Source organism: Streptomyces sp. NPDC001604, assembly GCF_042893475.1.
GTDB lineage: Bacteria > Actinomycetota > Actinomycetes > Streptomycetales > Streptomycetaceae > Streptomyces.
Genome location: NZ_JBIAUY010000009.1, coordinates 1 through 15,763 on the forward strand (window position 1 = coordinate 1; position 15,763 = coordinate 15,763).

The following is a 15,763-nucleotide window of genomic DNA, read 5'->3' on the forward strand; positions in this document are numbered from 1 at the left end:
CTGGTCGGCGGCCTGTTCACGCGCTGGTTCCACCGCTGGGCGCTGCTCGCGGGCTGGGCGGTCGGCATGGTCTACGGCACCCTCGCCGCCTACGGTGTCGCCTCGCCCACGCAGGGGCACTTCGGCGGCTCATCGGCGGCCATCCCGGGCATCGGCCAGACCGGCTACATCGGCCTGACGGCCGCCGTGCTCAACGTCGCCCTGACGGTGGTCCTCACCTTCATCCTGAAGGCGGCCAAGGCCCCCGAGGGCATCGATGCCACAGCCCCCGGGGACTACACGGCGGATGCGGCGGGAACCGAAGCCGTGTCGGCCTCCACCCTCCAACCGGGCACTTCACCTGCACCCAGCCCCGGTTGAGACCCCGCCCCATGGAGGCTTACGCCGCCGCCTTGACACCGAGGGAGTCCAAGGCGGCGGCCACGGTCTTGCGCAACGACGCGGCGTCGGCGCCGGCACGCGAGCGCAGGTTGACCCCGTAGGCGAGCAACGCCAGCAGATCCGCGGAAGCTCCGGGATCGGCCCCGGGGGCGAGCTGCCCCTGGCGCTCGGCGGTCACCAGTGCCGCGTACATCGCCTCGCGCAGCTCCCGGTGGTGCTGGTCCAGGACGCCGCGCACCTCCGGATCACTGTTCTCGGCCCCGGCGTGGGCGTTGGAAACCATGCAGCCCCATTGGGCGTACTCACCCGAGCAGCGCGCCTCGATCAGGCCGGCGAAGAACTCGGAGACGGCCGGCAGACCCCGCTCGTCCTCGGCCAGGCGGCGGAACATCGGCTGGGAACGCTGCTCCAGATAGCGGCGCAGCGCAGCGCGGTACAGCTCCTGCTTGCCGCCGAAAGTGGCGTACAGGCTGGAGCGGTTGAGCCCGGTCGCGGTCACCACGTCCTGGATCCCGGTCGAGGCCACGCCCTGCCGCCAGAACAGCCGCACCACGGTTTCCAGGGTGGCATCCGGATCGAAGTGCTTGATGTCCGGCATGGTCCACCCCACCATCCTGAAATGAGGATTCCAAGATACTCCCGGTTCAGCTCGCCGCAAAGGTGTCGACAGGTACAGAGTGGGACAGGGCCCCGCGCGAGCGCGAGGTCGTCCAGCTTCGTCCAGGATCCGCCTCAGGGGCACCGCGCGCCGCGACCATGCCCCCATGAATCGAATACCAGCCCTCTGGGCGGCCGCGTATGGATCACAGACCCCTCGCCTTCGGCGGCACCTCGCCCGACGTGCGGTCCAACTCGCCGCGTTCATCAAGGCGCTCGCTCTGACCGACCATCACCCGTTCACCAGCCTCTGAAATCACTGTCGCCGCCTGGCTGGCGCGGGACCACGCATACCCTTATCTTGGAACGGTCATTTCAAGATCGGTGGGCCCCGAGGATCCCGCTCCAGTCGCCGCCCAGGAGGAACGAGCGCCATGACCACCCTGAATGCCGAACTGCGCACCTTCTACGAAGCACGTCAGCAGCAGATCCCGGCCGAGATCCGGGAGATCATGCACCGGGCAGGCCAGGAACTCGCCGACTCCGGCCAGGCAGACCGCGCCCTGACCGTCGGCGCCCAGGCCCCACGCTTCACCCTCCCCACCGCGACCGGACAGAGCCTGAGTCTGGACGACCTGCTCACCGACGGCCCGGTCGTCCTGACCTTCTACCGCGGCGCGTGGTGCCCGTACTGCAACATCGCCCTGCGCTCACTCCAGCGCCACCACGAGGCCATCACCGCCCGCGGCGCCCGCCTGGTGGCCGTCTCCCCGCAAATCCCCGACGAGTCCCTCACCCTGACGGAGAAGCACGCCCTCGCCTTCGACGTCCTCAGTGACGTCGGCTCCGACACCGCCAAGCAGTACGGCCTCGCCTTCGACCTCCCCGGCGACCTGGCCGCCGTCTACGACAAGCTCGGCTTCGACCTCCAGCGCGTCAACGACGGCCACCCGCGCACCCTCCCACTGCCCGCCACCTACGTCATCGACCGCGAAGGCACCATCCGCTGGGCGTTCGTCGACACCGACTACACCACCCGCGCCGAACCCGCCGACATCCTCGCCGCCCTCGACGCACTGGACTGAAGGCCCCGGCTGCTTTCCCCTCCCGCGATCGAGACAGGAGGGGAAGCAGGCGTGGTGCCGGTTCGGCCGATCGCCGTACTGGCAGGATGGCTGCATGGAACGTGTGCTTGGAATCGGTGGTTACTTCCTGCGCGCCGCCGATCCGGCGGCCCTGAGTGCCTGGTATCGCGACTGCCTGGGTCTCGACGCCGACGAGAACGGTCTGTGGCGTCCGGAAGCCGGGCCGACGGTGTTCGCGGCGTTCGAGTCCGAGAGCGACTACTTCGGGTCCCCCTCCCAGCAGACCATGCTCAACTTCCGGGTCCGCGACCTGGATGCGATGCTCGCGCAACTGCGCGCCAGGGGAGCGGACGTGGCAGAAGAGACACAGGACATGGAGGGCGTCGGTCGATTCGGCTGGGTCACCGACCCCGAGGGCAACCGGATCGAGCTGTGGCAGCCCGCCTGAGCGCGTCACGTCCCTGAGGTCGAGTCGTACATGAGGCCGGGGCCCAGGGACATGACCAAGCAGAGGGGGAGAAAGCGCGTGAGTGTCCAGCAGTACGACAAGATCGGTGAGGCCTTCGAGGGCTTCAAGTACCTCCCGCCGGCGCAGTACGCGGAAGTCCCCGGCAGGCGAAAGGGTCGCTGCGGCACGAGAGACCGCGCGGCCGGGTCACGGCGCTGCTCGACGCGCCCATCGAGAACATCTAGACCCCCCTCGCGCCGCGAGGTCTAGGAACAGTGTCTGCGGGCGGCCGGTTTCGGCGAGCCGACCTGGGTGACCAACGACCGGACACTGTGCGGCCCGCCTGGGCAGGTCCGCGGGTGCATCACGCCCGGCGACGCGTCCACTCCGGCTCGGTCCGTGCCCACTCGCGCTCCCACTCGGCCAGGCGGTGCCCGGTGGACACCCGGCGTACGACTGTGTGCGCCAGCAGCACCACGGTCACCGCGCCGCCCGCGGCGCAGATGCCGACGGTCACGGTGTGCTGCCAGACCTGGGTCTCGCTCGGCGGTGGAGGGACGGTCCTGCCTACGGCGTCGAACCAGACGTCGACCGTGTCGCCGCGCTTGGTGCCCGCCGGGACGCGTGCGTTCGCCGTGTGGGTGCCGGTCGCGTCCTTCCAGCGCACATCCACCCGGTACGAGTGATCCCGGCCGCTCTGCGCCGACGGCAGCCTCTCGGGTGTCCTGCCGACGACCTCGGCCCGTACCCGGTGGCGTTCGGCGCGCTGTGCCGCCGCCACGGACCGCGCCTCGTCATGAGCCCACCAGCCCGCGAGCGCTCCCGCCAGTGGCGCGCCCACGAACAACAGGACGGCGACGACCAGCGTCGCCCACGCCTCGACCACGTCCGACCGGCGCCGCAGCGGATTGCGCCGCCAGCGCCAGCCGCGCACCCGGGTTCGCATGTCCACCTCCTCGCCGTCGCCGGAGCCGGAGGGGCCGTATCGTCTTCGGTCCGTATTGTCCCTCCGCGCCGCGTATTCGCGCGAACGCCCAGGAGAATCGGGTACCCAGCACACGGGAGATCGCTCAATCCGCCCGGCCTGCCCTTCGGGCTGTCAGCCGAAGCGTTCGATGCGGATCCGGTCCACGGGCTGGCCCGCCTCGACGAGCAGCCGTGAGGCATGCTCGGCGAAGGCGTTCGAGCCGCAGACATAGGCCTCCCACCCGCCGGCTGGCTGCTCGGCCAGGAGCGGTGCCAGATGTGCTGCGGCCAGACGGCCCACGGGCGCACCCGCCGGTGCGCTGCGCGTGAAGACGGGTGTCGTCTCCGCGCCGAACTCCCTCGCGTAGATGAGCTCTTCCGGACTACGCGCGGACACCAGCAGCCGCAGCGGCACGTCCAGCCCGCGCGCCCGGTGGTGCCGCACCATCGACATCAGCGGTACGACCCCGGAACCGGCCCCGAGCAGCAGCGCGGGCCGGTCGCCCGGCCAGGCGAAGAAGCCGCTCAGCGGGCCGCGCACCTCGACCTGGTCACCGGGCTCGGCCACGGTGTGGAACCAGCCCGAGACCTCGCCGCCCTCCACATGGTCCAGGGTGAGTTCGATGTGCCCCGGGTCGTCGGGCGCGGACGCGAGCGAGTAGTGGCGCTGGGCCACATAGCCGTCCGGTGCGGTCAGCCGCAGCATCAGGTGCTGGCCGGGCAGATGCCCCTCCCAGTCGGGTACCGCGAAGCGGAAGGTGGCCGCGTGCGGGGTCTCCCGGCGGATCTCGGTGAGCGTGGCGGTCTGCCATACCGAGGCCGCCCGGGTGCTCACGGCGATCCGGCCGGGCACCGCGAAGCGGGTCGGGGGAGTGAACCCGGGGGAGGGGGACGGCTGTGTCAGTTGCTCAGTCACCGGAGTACCGCTGCTCCTGCCAGGGGTTGCCGCGCGCGTGGTAGCCGTTCTGCTCCCAGAAGCCCGGCTCGTCGTGGTCGAGGAGCGTCAGGCCCGCGATCCACTTTGCGCTCTTCCAGAAGTACAGGTGCGGCACCAGCAGCCGGGCGGGCCCGCCGTGCTCGGGGGCAAGGGGCTGCCCGTCGTACTCCCAGGCGATCCAGGCGCGCCCGCCGGTCAGGTCCGCGAGGGGGAGGTTGGTGGTGTAGCCGGTGTGCGAGTAGGCGACGGCATGAGTGGCCGACGCATGGGGGCGCACCTCGTCGAGGAAGGCGTCCAGGGACACACCCGTGAACCGCACTCCGAACTTCGACCAGCTGGTCACGCAGTGGATGTCGCCCTCGTACGCCGACGCCGGCAGCGCGTGCGCCTGCTCCCAGTCCCAGGTGCGCGGCCGTTCCACCAGGCCGTCGACCCGGAAGGTCCAGTCGGCGGGCGCCAGTTCAGGGGTGACCTCGGCGGACAGGACGGGCCAGTCGTCGCCCGCGTCGTACTGGCCGGGCGGCAGGCCCGGATTGTCGACGCGGGCGCGCCCGGTGAAGCCTCGGGTGACGTTCATACGGATCCAGCGGGACGGAAGTGATTGCTTACGCATCCAACCGTACGTGCTCGTCAGGCGTGCTCCGGCCCGGGCCGGGCCTCGATCATTAAGGCCGTATGAAGACTCCGGCGGCCCGGGAATAGCCGGCTCCTGAACGTCCTTGCGGACTGGTGCCGGAACCGGTGCCCCGTACAACCGGTGACCAGGCGGCAGCGAAGGAGAGTGGGAGCAATGCCCAAGGCGTACGTCTTCACGCGCTACGGCGGACCGGAGGCCGAGGCCCTCGTCGACGTGGACCGGCCGAGCCCCGACCCCGGTCAGGTGCTGGTCGCGGTGCGTGCCGCGGGGGTGAACCCAGTCGACTGGAAGCAGCGCACCGGCTACCGCCGCCCCGGCGAGAGCGGCGAGCGCGACTTCCCCGCCTACTTCGGCAATGAGGTCTCCGGCGTCGTGGAGGAGGTCGGCGAGGGAGTCGAGGGGTTCGCCGTCGGGGACGCGGTGTTCGGCCGGCCGGTCGTCGGCGGGTACTCCGAGTATGCGCTGGTGTCGGTCGACCTGATCGCGCACAAGCCCGACGCGCTGTCGTTCACCGACGCCGCCACCCTGCCCGTCGCGGCCGTGACGGCGTACGACGGAATCCGCCAGCTCGACCTGCCGACCGGCGCCACCCTTCTCGTGACCGGCGCGGGCGGCGGGGTCGGTGTCGCGGTGGTGCAGATCGCCCGAGCGCAGGGCCTGCGGGTCGTAGGGCTCGCGAGCGAGGCCAAGAAGGACCTCGTCGAATCGCTGGGGGCCGAGCACGTGGCGTCCGGCCCGGGCTGGACCGGGCGGCTTCCGGGCGGTGTCGACGGCGTGTACGACCTGGTGGGCGGTGACGTTCTCGAGGAGGCGGCGACGCTGCTCACCGACCGGACCAGGCTGATCACGGCCGGGGCCCCGCCCGAGGTCGTGGAGAAGCTGGGCGGTGCCCGCGTCGCCCGGGTGCGCACCTCCGAGCGGCTCGCGGCGGCGGCAGACCTCGTGGTGCGTGGCGACCTGGACCCGCAGGTGACGCAGACCTTCCCATTGGAGCGGGCCGGCGAGGCGCTGCGCGCCGTTGAAGAGGGCCACGCCCGTGGCAAGATCGTGATCGAGGTCGCCAAGTGAGCCACGTCCTGGACAACCCCGCCCTCGCCTCGCTGACCGGTCCGCACGCGCACTTCGCCGAGCGGCGCGGCCGGGTGCTGCGCTACCCGGCCGACGTGTCGCCGTGGCTTGCGCTGCCCGACGATCCCGGCCCCGACGACTGGGCCGACCTCGCGGCGCTCGCGGGCCCCGGGGCGGAGGTGCCGCTCGCCGGCTACTGCGGCGAACTCCCCGCGGGCTGGGACGTCACCTTCCATGTGGACGGCGTGCAGCTCGTCGACGACGGCATCGCCGCCGCACCGGACCCCGAGGCCGTCCGTCTCGGCGCCGCCGACGTGCCCGAGATGCTCGACCTGGTCGAGCGCACCAGGCCGGGCCCCTTCCTGCCCCGCACCGTCGAGCTCGGCACCTACCTCGGTATACGCCGGGACGGCGCGCTGATAGCGATGGCGGGGGAGCGGCTGCACCCGCCGGGCTGGACCGAGATCAGCGCCGTGTGCACCGACCCCGCGTTCCGCGGCGAGGGCCTCGCGACCCGGCTGATCCTCGCGGTGGCCCATGGCATCCGTGAGCGCGGCGAGACCCCGTTCCTGCACACCGGAGCGGGCAACACCAACGCCATCCGCCTCTACGAGTCCCTCGGTTTCCGGCTGCGCCGCACCACCGCGTTCCTGGCGGCCCGCGCCCCCGAACCCCTCACGGACGGACGGGAGTTGGCGGCCTCCTAGCGCTCACCGTCGGGTGGTGTCCACGCGTTGTAGCGCACGAGATACCCCGCGAACCGCCGTAGATCCTCCTCCGGCCAGTCCGCCAGCCGCTCCCGGAAGGCCGCCCGGCGGCTGTCGGTGACCTGGGCGAGGATCCGGCGCCCGGCCTCGGTGAGGTGCAGGACCTGGACGCGGTGGTCGTCCGGGTCCAGGCGCCGCTCGATGAGCCGGGCCTGTTCCAGGGCGGCCACCTGGCGACTCACGGTGGACTTGTCCAGGGCGTAGTGCGCCGCCAGGTCGGTGGCCCGGCAGCCGCCGCTCTCCTCCAGATGTCCGAGCAGCGTGTACGAGACCAGCGACAGCTCGGGGTGCATACGGCCCGCCGAGGCACGGGCACGGCGGGCGAAGGCCGTCATCTCGCGCTGGATCGTCTCCACGGCTTCGTCTGCTTCCACCGGACCTCCCTCGTTCACCACGGAATACCACCCCACCCCCGCTTGGTTGTACAGTACAACTTGATGTGAGAGTTGTATAAGCCAACCATCTGGAGGTTGTGAGCGATGAGGTCGCCGGCCCTGCGCCATGTGATCACCCACCTGATCACCCCGCTGCTGATGTGCATCGGCATGGGACTCGCGTACATGGGTGCGTTCGTCACCCCGGAGCCCCATCACCTGCCCGTCGCCGTCGTCGGCTCCGGCCCGCAGGCGAAGGTGTTCGCGCAGACCGTCAAGGACAAGGCGGGGGACAGGCTCGACGTCCGCACCGTCGCCACCCGCTCCGAGGCCGTCGGCCTGCTCGACTCCCGTGACATCACAGGCGCCTACGTGCCCAGCGCGAAGACGCCGGAACTGGTGGTCGCCAGCGCCGCCTCCGACATGGACGCCACGGCCGTCGAGAAGGTCTTCACGCCCATCGCCGCCGGGCAGGGCCTTCCGCTCAAGGTCACCGACGTGGCCGCACCGGTCGACGACGACCCGACCGGGCAGGGACTGTTCTTCCTGCTGATCGCGCTGAGCATCGGCTCCTACGCCTCCGTCGCCGCGCTCGGCGCCGCCGGCGCCGGTCTGGCCATGCGAGTGCGTGCCCTGCTGGCACTCGGCGTCTCCGCCGTCGTCAGCGGTATCGGCGCGCTGCTCGCCGGGCCCGTCTTCCACCTCGCCCACCACGGCCTCGCGAGCCTGTGGGGGATGGCCTGGCTCTACTCCGCGGGCATCCTCTTCGTCGGCGTCGGCCTGCACACCTTCCTCAAGCGCTGGACCACCCTCGCCATGATGGTGCTGTTCGTCATGCTCAACTTCACCAGCTCCGGCGGTCTGTTCCGCCCCGACCTGCAGAACGGCTTCTTCGGTACCCTGCACGCCTTCTGGAACGGCGCCGGATTCGTCGAGGGCGCACGCAGCCTCCTGTACTTCCACGGCGACGGTCTGTCCCGCAACGTGTGGACGCTCATCGTGTGGCTGCTGCTGGGTCTCGCCGGCACGGCGATCGCCGCCGCCCACGAGCGGGCTCGCGGCCGGGCCGAGGCGTCGGTCACCGCCGCCGCCCTGGCCCACGTTCCCGAGGAGCGGAAGGCTGAAGAGAGGGCCGAGGAGGAAGCGGAGGAAGAGGTCGAGGAGACGGTCGGCGTCTGACGCCTTGCGGTAGTGTTGGCGCCCGGCCGTGGAAGCTCCCGGCCACCGAAGACCGAGGAGGTGAGACCCATTACCGCTGTGTCAGGTCGGGTGCTCACACCTCGAGTCGACGCGGGCCGCCGGCCGTAGGCGACCGCGAGAGCGCCCTTCGACTTACCGAAAGGCTCTCGGCTTTCATGCCTCCCTTGTCTCCATCACCTTCCTCCCTGCCGTCGCCCTCCACCCGTGAATCGGTCGTCGCAGCGCTGCGCGCCGCGGGCTGTGTCTTCGCCGAGGACGAGGCGGAGTTGATCCTGGCCGCCGCGCGCACGCAGGAGGAACTGGCCACCTTGGTCGGCCGCCGGGCCGGCGGGCTGCCCCTCGAACTCGTCGTCGGCTGGGCCGAGTTCCGGGGGCTGCGCATCGCCGTGGAACCCGGAGTGTTCGTGCCTCGCCGCCGCACCGAGTTCCTCGTCGAACAGGCCCTCGCCCAGGTCCCCGACGCATCCGTCGTCGTCGACCTGTGCTGCGGCTCGGGCGCCGTCGGCGCGGCTCTGGCCACCGCGCTCGGCCAGGTCGAAGTGCATGCCGCCGACATCGATCCGGCCGCGGTGCGCTGCGCCCGCCGCAATGTCGGCGCCGTCGGCGGCCGGGTCCACGAGGGCGACCTGTTCGCGGCGCTGCCGGACGAGCTGCGCGGCCGTATCGACATCCTCGCGGCCAATGTGCCCTACGTTCCCACCGGTGAGGTCGGCCTGTTGCCCGCGGAGGCCCGCGATCACGAACCGCTGGTCGCGCTCGACGGTGGCGCGGACGGGCTCGACGTGCTGCGCCGGGTCGCCGCCGAGGCATCCCGCTGGCTCGCCCCGGGCGGCTGCCTCCTGGTCGAGACGAGCGAACGGCAGGCCGCCGCGGCCGTGGACGCCTTCACCACGGGCGGGTTGAGGGTGCGCCTGGCGGTCTCCGAGGAGCTGTACGCCCATGTCGTGGTCGGCGTCCGTCCCTGAACCAGCCTTTGCGGACTCCGTTCCCGGTCAGGTGGAAGGGGAGAGTTGCTCGCGCACCCATTCCGGATCGGGGTTGGTGTGCGGCCGGCCCTTCACGACGACAGTCGGTACGGTCTCGTTGCCGTCGTTGGCTTCCCGCACCGCCGCCGCCCCGGCCGGGTCGCGCCAGATGTCGACCCAGTACAACTGACGGGCGCTGCGGCCCAGTCGGAGGCGCAGGCGCATGCAGTACGTGCAGCCGGGGCGCCAGAGGACGACCGGTCGGCCGTCGGCCGCGCTGCGGCGTTGTGCCTCCGGCCAACCGATCGACTGCGGGAAAACCAGGGGTGAGTTCACGCCCGCGAACGCCACGAACACCAGCAGGACGGCCACGGCGGCGGCCGGGCTGCCTCTGAGGAGCAGCCCGGCCGCAACGGCCGAGCCGCCGAGCACCAGCAGAAGCGGCAAGATCCAAGGACGCGTCATGACGACGCAGGCTACCGGTGCCTCAGGTCGTCGCGCCGCTGCCCGACGGGCTCGAGGACGGGGCGTGGTTGCGCCAGTCCCTGTTGCCGGGGCCCCGGAACCTGTCGTGCCGGTCGCCGGGCCCCTGGCGGTCGAAGGTGCCGGAGATCGCGCGGGTGGCGGTCCGGGTGCCATCGGCGGAGCGGGTGCCGGCCAGGAGGGCCGTCTCACCCTTCTTGAGGGTGCCGGTGCCCGAACCCTTCGCACCGTCACGGAACACGGTGGTGTCGGAGTTCACGGTCCATGTCCAGGTGGCACCGTCCTCGCTCTTGAGCGTGACCTGGTCACCGGCGACCTTCTCCACGGTGCCGCGCTGCCAGATCCGTACCACCCACTTGCCGGTGTCCTGGTCCTTGACCGTCGTCTCGCCGTGCACGCCCATGCCGCCGAAGCCGAAGCCGAAACCGAACCAGGGGCCGACACCGTGCCGGCCGCCGGGACGGTCCGGGGACGGGGAGTCCGACCCCGACGCGGAGGGCGTGGCGCTCTGGCCGGAGCCGCCCGAGGTGGCGGCGTAGGCGACGGTGCCGCCGAGGGCAAGAACGGCGACCGTGGCCGCCGCGGCCACGGCACGCGCCCGGCGGGAGCGGCGCAGCCACTGCCCCGGCGCGCGGTCCGGGCCGCCCGGACCGGTCATCACTTCCATGCCCGGTGGCGTCCCGACGCGCCCGTCAGGCGGCTCGCCCCCGGCAGTGGGTTCCTGCTCCGGCTCGTGCATCACGGCTCGCTCCCATCGGCCACGGCAGGCGGCAGTCTGCATGCCATGCCTTGCTGTGATTGTCGAATGCGGGCGATAAGGAGCCCGTAATCAGTAGCTGTGAGAGCCCGCCCCGGCCGCCTCGGGCGGTCAGCCCGGCTTCTGCACGCGTGCGATGAGAAGTGCCACGTCGTCGGAGTTGTCGGGCTGGTGCAGGGTGCGCAGCAGCAGGTCACAGACCTCCTCCAGGGGGCGGTCGGGACCTTCGAGAAGCGAGAGCAGGGCGTCCAGGCGCTCGTCGAGGGGGTGCTGCCGGGTTTCGACCAGCCCGTCGGTGTAGAACACGAGACGGTCGCCGGGCTCCAGGTCGACCGTGGTGGTGGAGAAGGCGACGCCGCCCACGCCCAGCGGTACGCCCGTGGGCAGTTCCAGCAGCTCCGGGGGGTGCCCGGGCCGCAGCCGGGCCGGCGGCAGATGCCCGGCATTGGCGATCCGGCACTGGCGCAGCTGCGGATCGTGGACGGCGTACACACAGGTCGCGATCGAGTGGTCCAGGCCCTCGGTGATCTTGTCGAGGTGTTCGAGGAGACGGGCCGGGTCGAGGTCGAGGGAGGCCAGGGTGTTGGTCGCGGTGCGCAGTCGGCCCATGGTCGCGGCCGCGTTGATGCCGCTGCCCATCACATCGCCCACCACCAGCGCCGTCTTGCCGCCGTCCAGCGGGATCACGTCGAACCAGTCGCCGCCGACCTCGCTGGTGGCTCCGGCGGGCTGGTAGCGGGAGGCGACCTCGAGGCCGCCGGTCACCGGCGGGTGGCTGGGCAGCAGGCTGCGCTGGAGGGTGAGGGCGGTGTCCCGGGCGTTCTGGTACCAGCGGGCGTTGTCGATCTGCACCGCCGCGCGGGACGCCAGCTCGCGGGCGAGCAGCAGGTCGTCCTCGCTGAACGGCTCCGGGTTGTGCGTGCGCTTGAGGTCCAGGGCGCCCAGCACCTCGCCGCGAGCGATCAGCGGCACCGCCAGATACGAGTGGACCCCCGCCTCGGCCAGCAGCTCGGCCGCCTCGGGGGAGCGGGCGATGCGCGGCAGGTCCGCGGGCGCGACCTCCGCCACCATCACCGGCCGGCCGGTGCGCACGCACTCGGTGACCAGGCGGTCGGGGCCGTACCGGGTCACCTGCCCGGGCGGGTCGGCCGCTCGCAGCGCCTCAGGGGCGCCGTCCGCCTGCACGGCCAGGGCCCGGATCACCGCCGGCTCCGTGGGGCCCAGGCTGCTGCGCCTGCCCGCCACCACCGCCTCCAGCAGATCCACGGCGGCTATGTCGGCGAGCTCCGGCACGGCGACGTCGGCCAGTTCGCGGGCGGTGCGGTCCAGCTCCAGGGTGGTGCCGATGCGGGCGGAGGCGTCCGCGATGACCTGCAGCCGCCGGCGCGCGGCCTCCGCCTCGACGCTCGCGCGGTGCTGCTCGGTGATGTCCACGACCGAACCGGCCACACCCAGCACGGTCCCGACGGCGTCCTCCAGCCGGTACAGCGAGAGCGACCAGGCACGCTCCTCGTCCGGATCGGCCGGGGTCCACCCGGTCGCCTTCTGGTCGACGAGGGGCCGCCCGGTCTCCAGCACATGACGCGCCGCACTCTCGATGGCCTCGACGTCCAGGTGCGGCAGGACCTCGGCGATCGAGCGGCCGATGTGCTCCTCCGCGGTAATGCCGTTGAGCCGTTCGAGGGCCGGGTTGACCGACACGTACCGCAGGTCGGTGTCCAGGACGGCCAGCCCGATGGGCGACTGCGCGATCATCCGGGTGGACAGGGCCACGTCCCGCTCCAGCCGCCGTACGGTCGAGCGGTCGGCGCACAGCCCCAGGGCGTAGACGTCGCCGTGGTCGTCCAGCAGGCGCATGTTGCGGAACTCCACGAGGCGCGTGCTGCCGTCCTTGCGCCGAATGGGGAAGGCACCGGCCCAGCTCTGCCCCGTGACCATGACATCGGCGAACAGTTTGACCACGAGGTCGAGATGCTGCTCGTGCACCATGATCCGGGCCGCGTACTGGCCGAGGGCCTCCTGCGCCGGATAGCCGAACAGCTCCTCGGCCTGCGGGCTCCACAGCACGATGCGTCCCTCGGCATCCAGGACCACCGAGGCCACGCCCAGTACGTCGAGCAGCCCGCTCGGCTGTACCGACTCCTCGCCCTCGGCCACCGGAAACCCAGGTGCACTCATTCCACGCACCGCCTTCGCCCGTTCGCGCGGCACGCCGTCCCCCGTGCCGACTCCCCTTGTTCTACCGCGCTCAACCGTCCCTGTGACGACCCCGTCGCCCACCTCCACCATCCCTCAACACCACGGGGGCCGTCCCCCGGAGCGTGACGACAGTACCCGGTACGGACCGTCACCGAACCGACAGCCACCGTTACCGAATTGGTCTGTACATGACTACGTCATCGGGCCAGACTGTCCGCCGAGCACGCCCCGCCCCCATCGAGGAGCCCCCATGCCCCTGCGCGCCCGGCAACGTTGTCACGCGGTTCTGACCGCGGCCCTCGCCCTCGCGGCCGCCGCGGTCCTGTCCGCCGCTCCGCCCGCCTCGGCGGCCGACACCTGGACGGAACTGGGCTCGGACCGCGCCGATCCGCTGACCGAGAGCCAGGGCCTGACCTCCGTCGAGGTCCCGGCGGGCAGCCCCAACCGCTACACCGGCATCGGCACGATCCCCGCCGGCGTCGCCGGCCGCGGCTGGAACCACGTCGGCGACCCCGACGCCTCCTACAACGGCTACTACGTCGAGCCCTACCAGGCCGACTCGGGCAGCGCGAAGATGTTCCGCGTGCAGGCGCCGGGCGGGGCCTGGTCGGAGTACGTCCACACGCTCAGCTCCGGCGAGGCGCTCAACAACTCCTGGGTCGCGATCTCCCCCGACGGACAGTGGATGCTGGCCGGCGAGTACGGCACCATGACCCGCTTGCTGGTGTTCCCGACCCCGGGCGTCAACGCGAGCACCTCGCCCTCGGCGAACCTCCCGCAGGCCTCCACCGTCAACCTCGACCACGCCGTCCGCGACGTCCAGGGCTGCGACTTCTCCGGTCCTACGACGCTGCTGTGCTCCTCCGACGACCCGGCCGGAACGCTCTTCGGCATCACCAAGCCGCTGCTCCAGGTCGACCTGTCCGCCTCACCGAACGGCACATCGGACGTCTCCGGCCATGTCACGGCCCTGCGGCAGCTTCCGCTGCGCAGCTCCTGCTCGGGCACCTTCGAGGTCGAGGGCATCGACTACGACCGCCGGGACGGCACCCTGCGGGTGATCGTCGTGTCGCCGGGTTTCTGCGTCCTGACGGACAGCAAGACGTACCGCTTCAAGCGGAGCTGATTCCTCGCTGGTCCGGTGCGGCCAGTGGTGCTTTTCTGGGGGTGTGGCGCGATTCGCGGGGAACTCGCGGTACCGCGCCACAGCCACGAGAGGAGCGGTCACGATGGATCGTCAGCGCTCGCACGAGGAGCCGGTCTCCCTCGAGATCAGCGGATGCAGCAAGGAGGACGCCCGGATCGTGTTCGACGCGCTGTGCGCGTGCTTCGAGTCCGATCGGGGCCCGGACGAGGTGCCGCAGCAGCTCCACGAGACGCGGCCGATGGTGTGGCTCGGCACGTTCGAGGTCACCGATGCGCATCAGTGTCCGGCGCCGGGGCGGTTGTCGTCCACCGTCGAGCTCGACGCGCAGGGCGGGTACTGGGCGATCGAGCGGCTGCGCAGCACGCTGGATCCCCTGTTCACGGTGCGTGATCTTTCCTCGGCGTCGGGGGATCAGGAGCGGGAGTTGCACGTCATTCTCGAGAGTCGGTGAGTCTGTCGTCTGCGGCGCCGTGGGGGCTGGTCGCGCCCACGCGGCGGAGCCGCAGATCAACACAGCCCCGCGCCCCTTCCCGGCAGTGCAGACCCGGTGGTCAGGAGGCGCAGGACCGTCTGGCGGTAGATGGTGTGGACTGCGGGCAGGTCCGCCAGGTACGCGCGCTCGTCTGTGCCGTGCAGCCCCTCGTAACGCACGCCGAAGCCTGCCGTCGCCGGTATGCCTTCCGCCGCCAGCAGGTTCCCGATGTTCGAGGGGCCCGCGGTCTTCGCACGGACCGTCAGGCCCTCGCGGGCGGCCGCGTCCAGCAGTGCGGCGGAGGGCTGCTGGTTCTCGGTCAGGCGGTACGGCGGCCAGGAGGCGATCGGGGTGATCACGGTCGGCCTGGGGCCGGGAAGCAGCGCGTCCAGCTCGGCGGCCGCTCCGTGCACCAGAGCCTCGGCCGCGCCGGCGTCGAAGGCCGGGGTCGTGCGGATGTCGACGCCCAGTTCGCACCGGTCGGGGACCGCCGAGAAGCCCTCGCCGCCGTGACAGGAGGTGACCGTCAGTTTCGGCGGCAGCGGGAACTCGCCCTCGGCGCCCGGTAGTTCCGCGTCCTCCAGCAGCCGCACCAGCCGCGCCGCCCGGGAGACGGCACCGCGCGCCGTGCGCCTCGACCCGGAGTGTCCCGACTCCGCGTGTACGGCGATCGTGGCCCGCCACAGCCCCCGCCCGCCGACCACCACCTCGTCCGGGCCGGGATAGCCGATCATCACCCCTGCCGGGCGCACCGCGGCCGCGTCCGCGAGATAGGCCCGGGCTCCGCCGAACCCGCCGGTGTGCTCGTCGGCGTCCAGCAGGACCGCGAGCCCACCGCTCAGGTCCTGTGCCTGGTCCCGCACCTCCGCCGTGATCCGGCAGAACATCGCCGCCGCCAGCTTCGAATCGGCCGCGCCGCGCCCCCGTAGCCATCCGTCCACGACGTCCGCGCAGTCCGGCGGGAACGACCAGGCACCCTCGTCGCCGTAGGGGGCGGTGTCCACGCAGGCGTCCAGCGCCCACCACGGCCCCGGCCGGCCACCCGCCACCTCCACCAGCAGGGCCACCGGCCGGCCCGTGTCGTCGTAGAGGCGGCGACACGGCAGGTCGCGGGCGCCGAGCCAGTCCTGGAGGACGGCGAGGACGGGGCCGTAGTCGTCGATCCCGGCCCGGCTCGGGCAGCGGATCAGTGCCTGCGCGAGCTCGACCACCTCGGTGTCTTCGGGGCTCATGAGGCCACTGTGCCCGGGGGTGGTCCGTGTCACCCTTTTCCGCTTATG

18 protein-coding genes and 2 pseudogenes are annotated in these 15,763 nt (G+C 71.8%); 11 read left to right on the top strand and 9 right to left on the bottom strand.

The window, feature by feature from the left end; genetic code table 11:
* Positions 1-360, top strand: a pseudogene (locus ACFY1E_RS24125) (sodium:solute symporter); the annotation flags it as partial.
* Between the two features lie 19 nt (positions 361-379).
* Here ACFY1E_RS24125 and ACFY1E_RS24130 read toward each other — a convergent pair.
* Complete coding sequence (locus ACFY1E_RS24130) at positions 380-979, bottom strand: TetR/AcrR family transcriptional regulator (protein WP_389079307.1); 600 nt, start codon at positions 977-979, stop codon at positions 380-382.
* Positions 980-1,145: 166 nt separating this feature from the next.
* On the opposite strand from ACFY1E_RS24130, the gene ACFY1E_RS24135 reads away from it, so the two are divergent.
* From ACFY1E_RS24135 to ACFY1E_RS24150, 4 genes and pseudogenes are all read left to right on the top strand, one after another.
* Positions 1,146-1,292, top strand: coding sequence for a hypothetical protein (locus tag ACFY1E_RS24135; RefSeq protein ID WP_389079309.1), 147 nt, complete (start codon positions 1,146-1,148; stop codon positions 1,290-1,292).
* A 120-nt stretch (positions 1,293-1,412) separates the two neighbouring features.
* Entirely contained in the window at positions 1,413-2,063 is a 651-nt protein-coding gene (locus ACFY1E_RS24140; protein WP_389079311.1) for a peroxiredoxin-like family protein, read from the top strand.
* A gap of 94 nt (positions 2,064-2,157) precedes the next feature.
* Positions 2,158-2,511, top strand: a complete 354-nt coding sequence (locus ACFY1E_RS24145) for a VOC family protein (RefSeq protein WP_389079312.1) — start codon at positions 2,158-2,160, stop codon at positions 2,509-2,511.
* Positions 2,512-2,589: 78 nt separating this feature from the next.
* Positions 2,590-2,673, top strand: a pseudogene (locus tag ACFY1E_RS24150) (class I SAM-dependent methyltransferase); the annotation flags it as partial.
* Between the two features lie 202 nt (positions 2,674-2,875).
* Here the strand turns inward: ACFY1E_RS24150 and ACFY1E_RS24155 are convergent.
* The 3 genes from ACFY1E_RS24155 to ACFY1E_RS24165 form a co-directional block, all read right to left on the bottom strand.
* On the bottom strand, positions 2,876-3,457 hold the full coding sequence (locus ACFY1E_RS24155) for a hypothetical protein (protein WP_389079315.1): 582 nt from the start codon (positions 3,455-3,457) through the stop codon (positions 2,876-2,878).
* 153 nt (positions 3,458-3,610) lie between these two features.
* Complete coding sequence (locus tag ACFY1E_RS24160; protein WP_389079317.1) at positions 3,611-4,393, bottom strand: ferredoxin reductase; 783 nt, start codon at positions 4,391-4,393, stop codon at positions 3,611-3,613.
* The gene (locus ACFY1E_RS24165) at positions 4,386-4,991 is read right to left on the bottom strand and encodes a sulfite oxidase-like oxidoreductase (protein WP_389079319.1); all 606 of its coding nucleotides are present in this window, start codon (positions 4,989-4,991) and stop codon (positions 4,386-4,388) included. Before ACFY1E_RS24165 ends, ACFY1E_RS24160 begins: the two co-directional genes overlap by 8 nt.
* A gap of 213 nt (positions 4,992-5,204) precedes the next feature.
* Here ACFY1E_RS24165 and ACFY1E_RS24170 point away from each other — a divergent pair, with 213 nt between their 5' ends.
* Both ACFY1E_RS24170 and ACFY1E_RS24175 read left to right on the top strand, forming a co-directional pair.
* Positions 5,205-6,119, top strand: a complete 915-nt coding sequence (locus tag ACFY1E_RS24170) for an NADP-dependent oxidoreductase (RefSeq protein ID WP_389079322.1) — start codon at positions 5,205-5,207, stop codon at positions 6,117-6,119.
* On the top strand, positions 6,116-6,826 hold the full coding sequence (locus ACFY1E_RS24175) for a GNAT family N-acetyltransferase (protein ID WP_389079324.1): 711 nt from the start codon (positions 6,116-6,118) through the stop codon (positions 6,824-6,826). Before ACFY1E_RS24170 ends, ACFY1E_RS24175 begins: the two co-directional genes overlap by 4 nt.
* On the opposite strand, the gene ACFY1E_RS24180 is transcribed toward ACFY1E_RS24175, so the two are convergent.
* Positions 6,823-7,260, bottom strand: a complete 438-nt coding sequence (locus ACFY1E_RS24180; RefSeq protein ID WP_389079326.1) for a MarR family winged helix-turn-helix transcriptional regulator — start codon at positions 7,258-7,260, stop codon at positions 6,823-6,825. The genes ACFY1E_RS24175 and ACFY1E_RS24180 overlap by 4 nt on opposite strands.
* Before the next feature lie 105 nt (positions 7,261-7,365).
* On the opposite strand from ACFY1E_RS24180, the gene ACFY1E_RS24185 reads away from it, so the two are divergent.
* Entirely contained in the window at positions 7,366-8,439 is a 1,074-nt protein-coding gene (locus ACFY1E_RS24185; RefSeq protein WP_389079328.1) for a hypothetical protein, read from the top strand.
* A 176-nt stretch (positions 8,440-8,615) separates the two neighbouring features.
* A complete protein-coding gene (locus ACFY1E_RS24190) occupies positions 8,616-9,425 on the top strand; it encodes a putative protein N(5)-glutamine methyltransferase (RefSeq protein ID WP_389079330.1) in 810 nt (269 codons plus the stop codon).
* A 27-nt stretch (positions 9,426-9,452) separates the two neighbouring features.
* Here ACFY1E_RS24190 and ACFY1E_RS24195 read toward each other — a convergent pair whose 3' ends face one another.
* From ACFY1E_RS24195 to ACFY1E_RS24205, 3 genes are all read right to left on the bottom strand, one after another.
* Complete coding sequence (locus ACFY1E_RS24195; RefSeq protein ID WP_389079333.1) at positions 9,453-9,890, bottom strand: glutaredoxin domain-containing protein; 438 nt, start codon at positions 9,888-9,890, stop codon at positions 9,453-9,455.
* Positions 9,891-9,912: 22 nt separating this feature from the next.
* Positions 9,913-10,575, bottom strand: coding sequence for a hypothetical protein (locus ACFY1E_RS24200; protein WP_389079336.1), 663 nt, complete (start codon positions 10,573-10,575; stop codon positions 9,913-9,915).
* Between the two features lie 201 nt (positions 10,576-10,776).
* On the bottom strand, positions 10,777-12,843 hold the full coding sequence (locus ACFY1E_RS24205; RefSeq protein WP_389079338.1) for a SpoIIE family protein phosphatase: 2,067 nt from the start codon (positions 12,841-12,843) through the stop codon (positions 10,777-10,779).
* A gap of 271 nt (positions 12,844-13,114) precedes the next feature.
* On the opposite strand from ACFY1E_RS24205, the gene ACFY1E_RS24210 reads away from it, so the two are divergent.
* Together ACFY1E_RS24210 and ACFY1E_RS24215 are read left to right on the top strand one after the other, a co-directional pair.
* Entirely contained in the window at positions 13,115-13,990 is an 876-nt protein-coding gene (locus tag ACFY1E_RS24210; protein WP_389079341.1) for a hypothetical protein, read from the top strand.
* Between the two features lie 103 nt (positions 13,991-14,093).
* Entirely contained in the window at positions 14,094-14,462 is a 369-nt protein-coding gene (locus tag ACFY1E_RS24215) for a hypothetical protein (RefSeq protein WP_389079343.1), read from the top strand.
* A gap of 56 nt (positions 14,463-14,518) precedes the next feature.
* On the opposite strand, the gene ACFY1E_RS24220 is transcribed toward ACFY1E_RS24215, so the two are convergent.
* On the bottom strand, positions 14,519-15,715 hold the full coding sequence (locus ACFY1E_RS24220; protein WP_389079345.1) for a M20 family metallopeptidase: 1,197 nt from the start codon (positions 15,713-15,715) through the stop codon (positions 14,519-14,521).
* Positions 15,716-15,763: the final 48 nt, after the last annotated feature.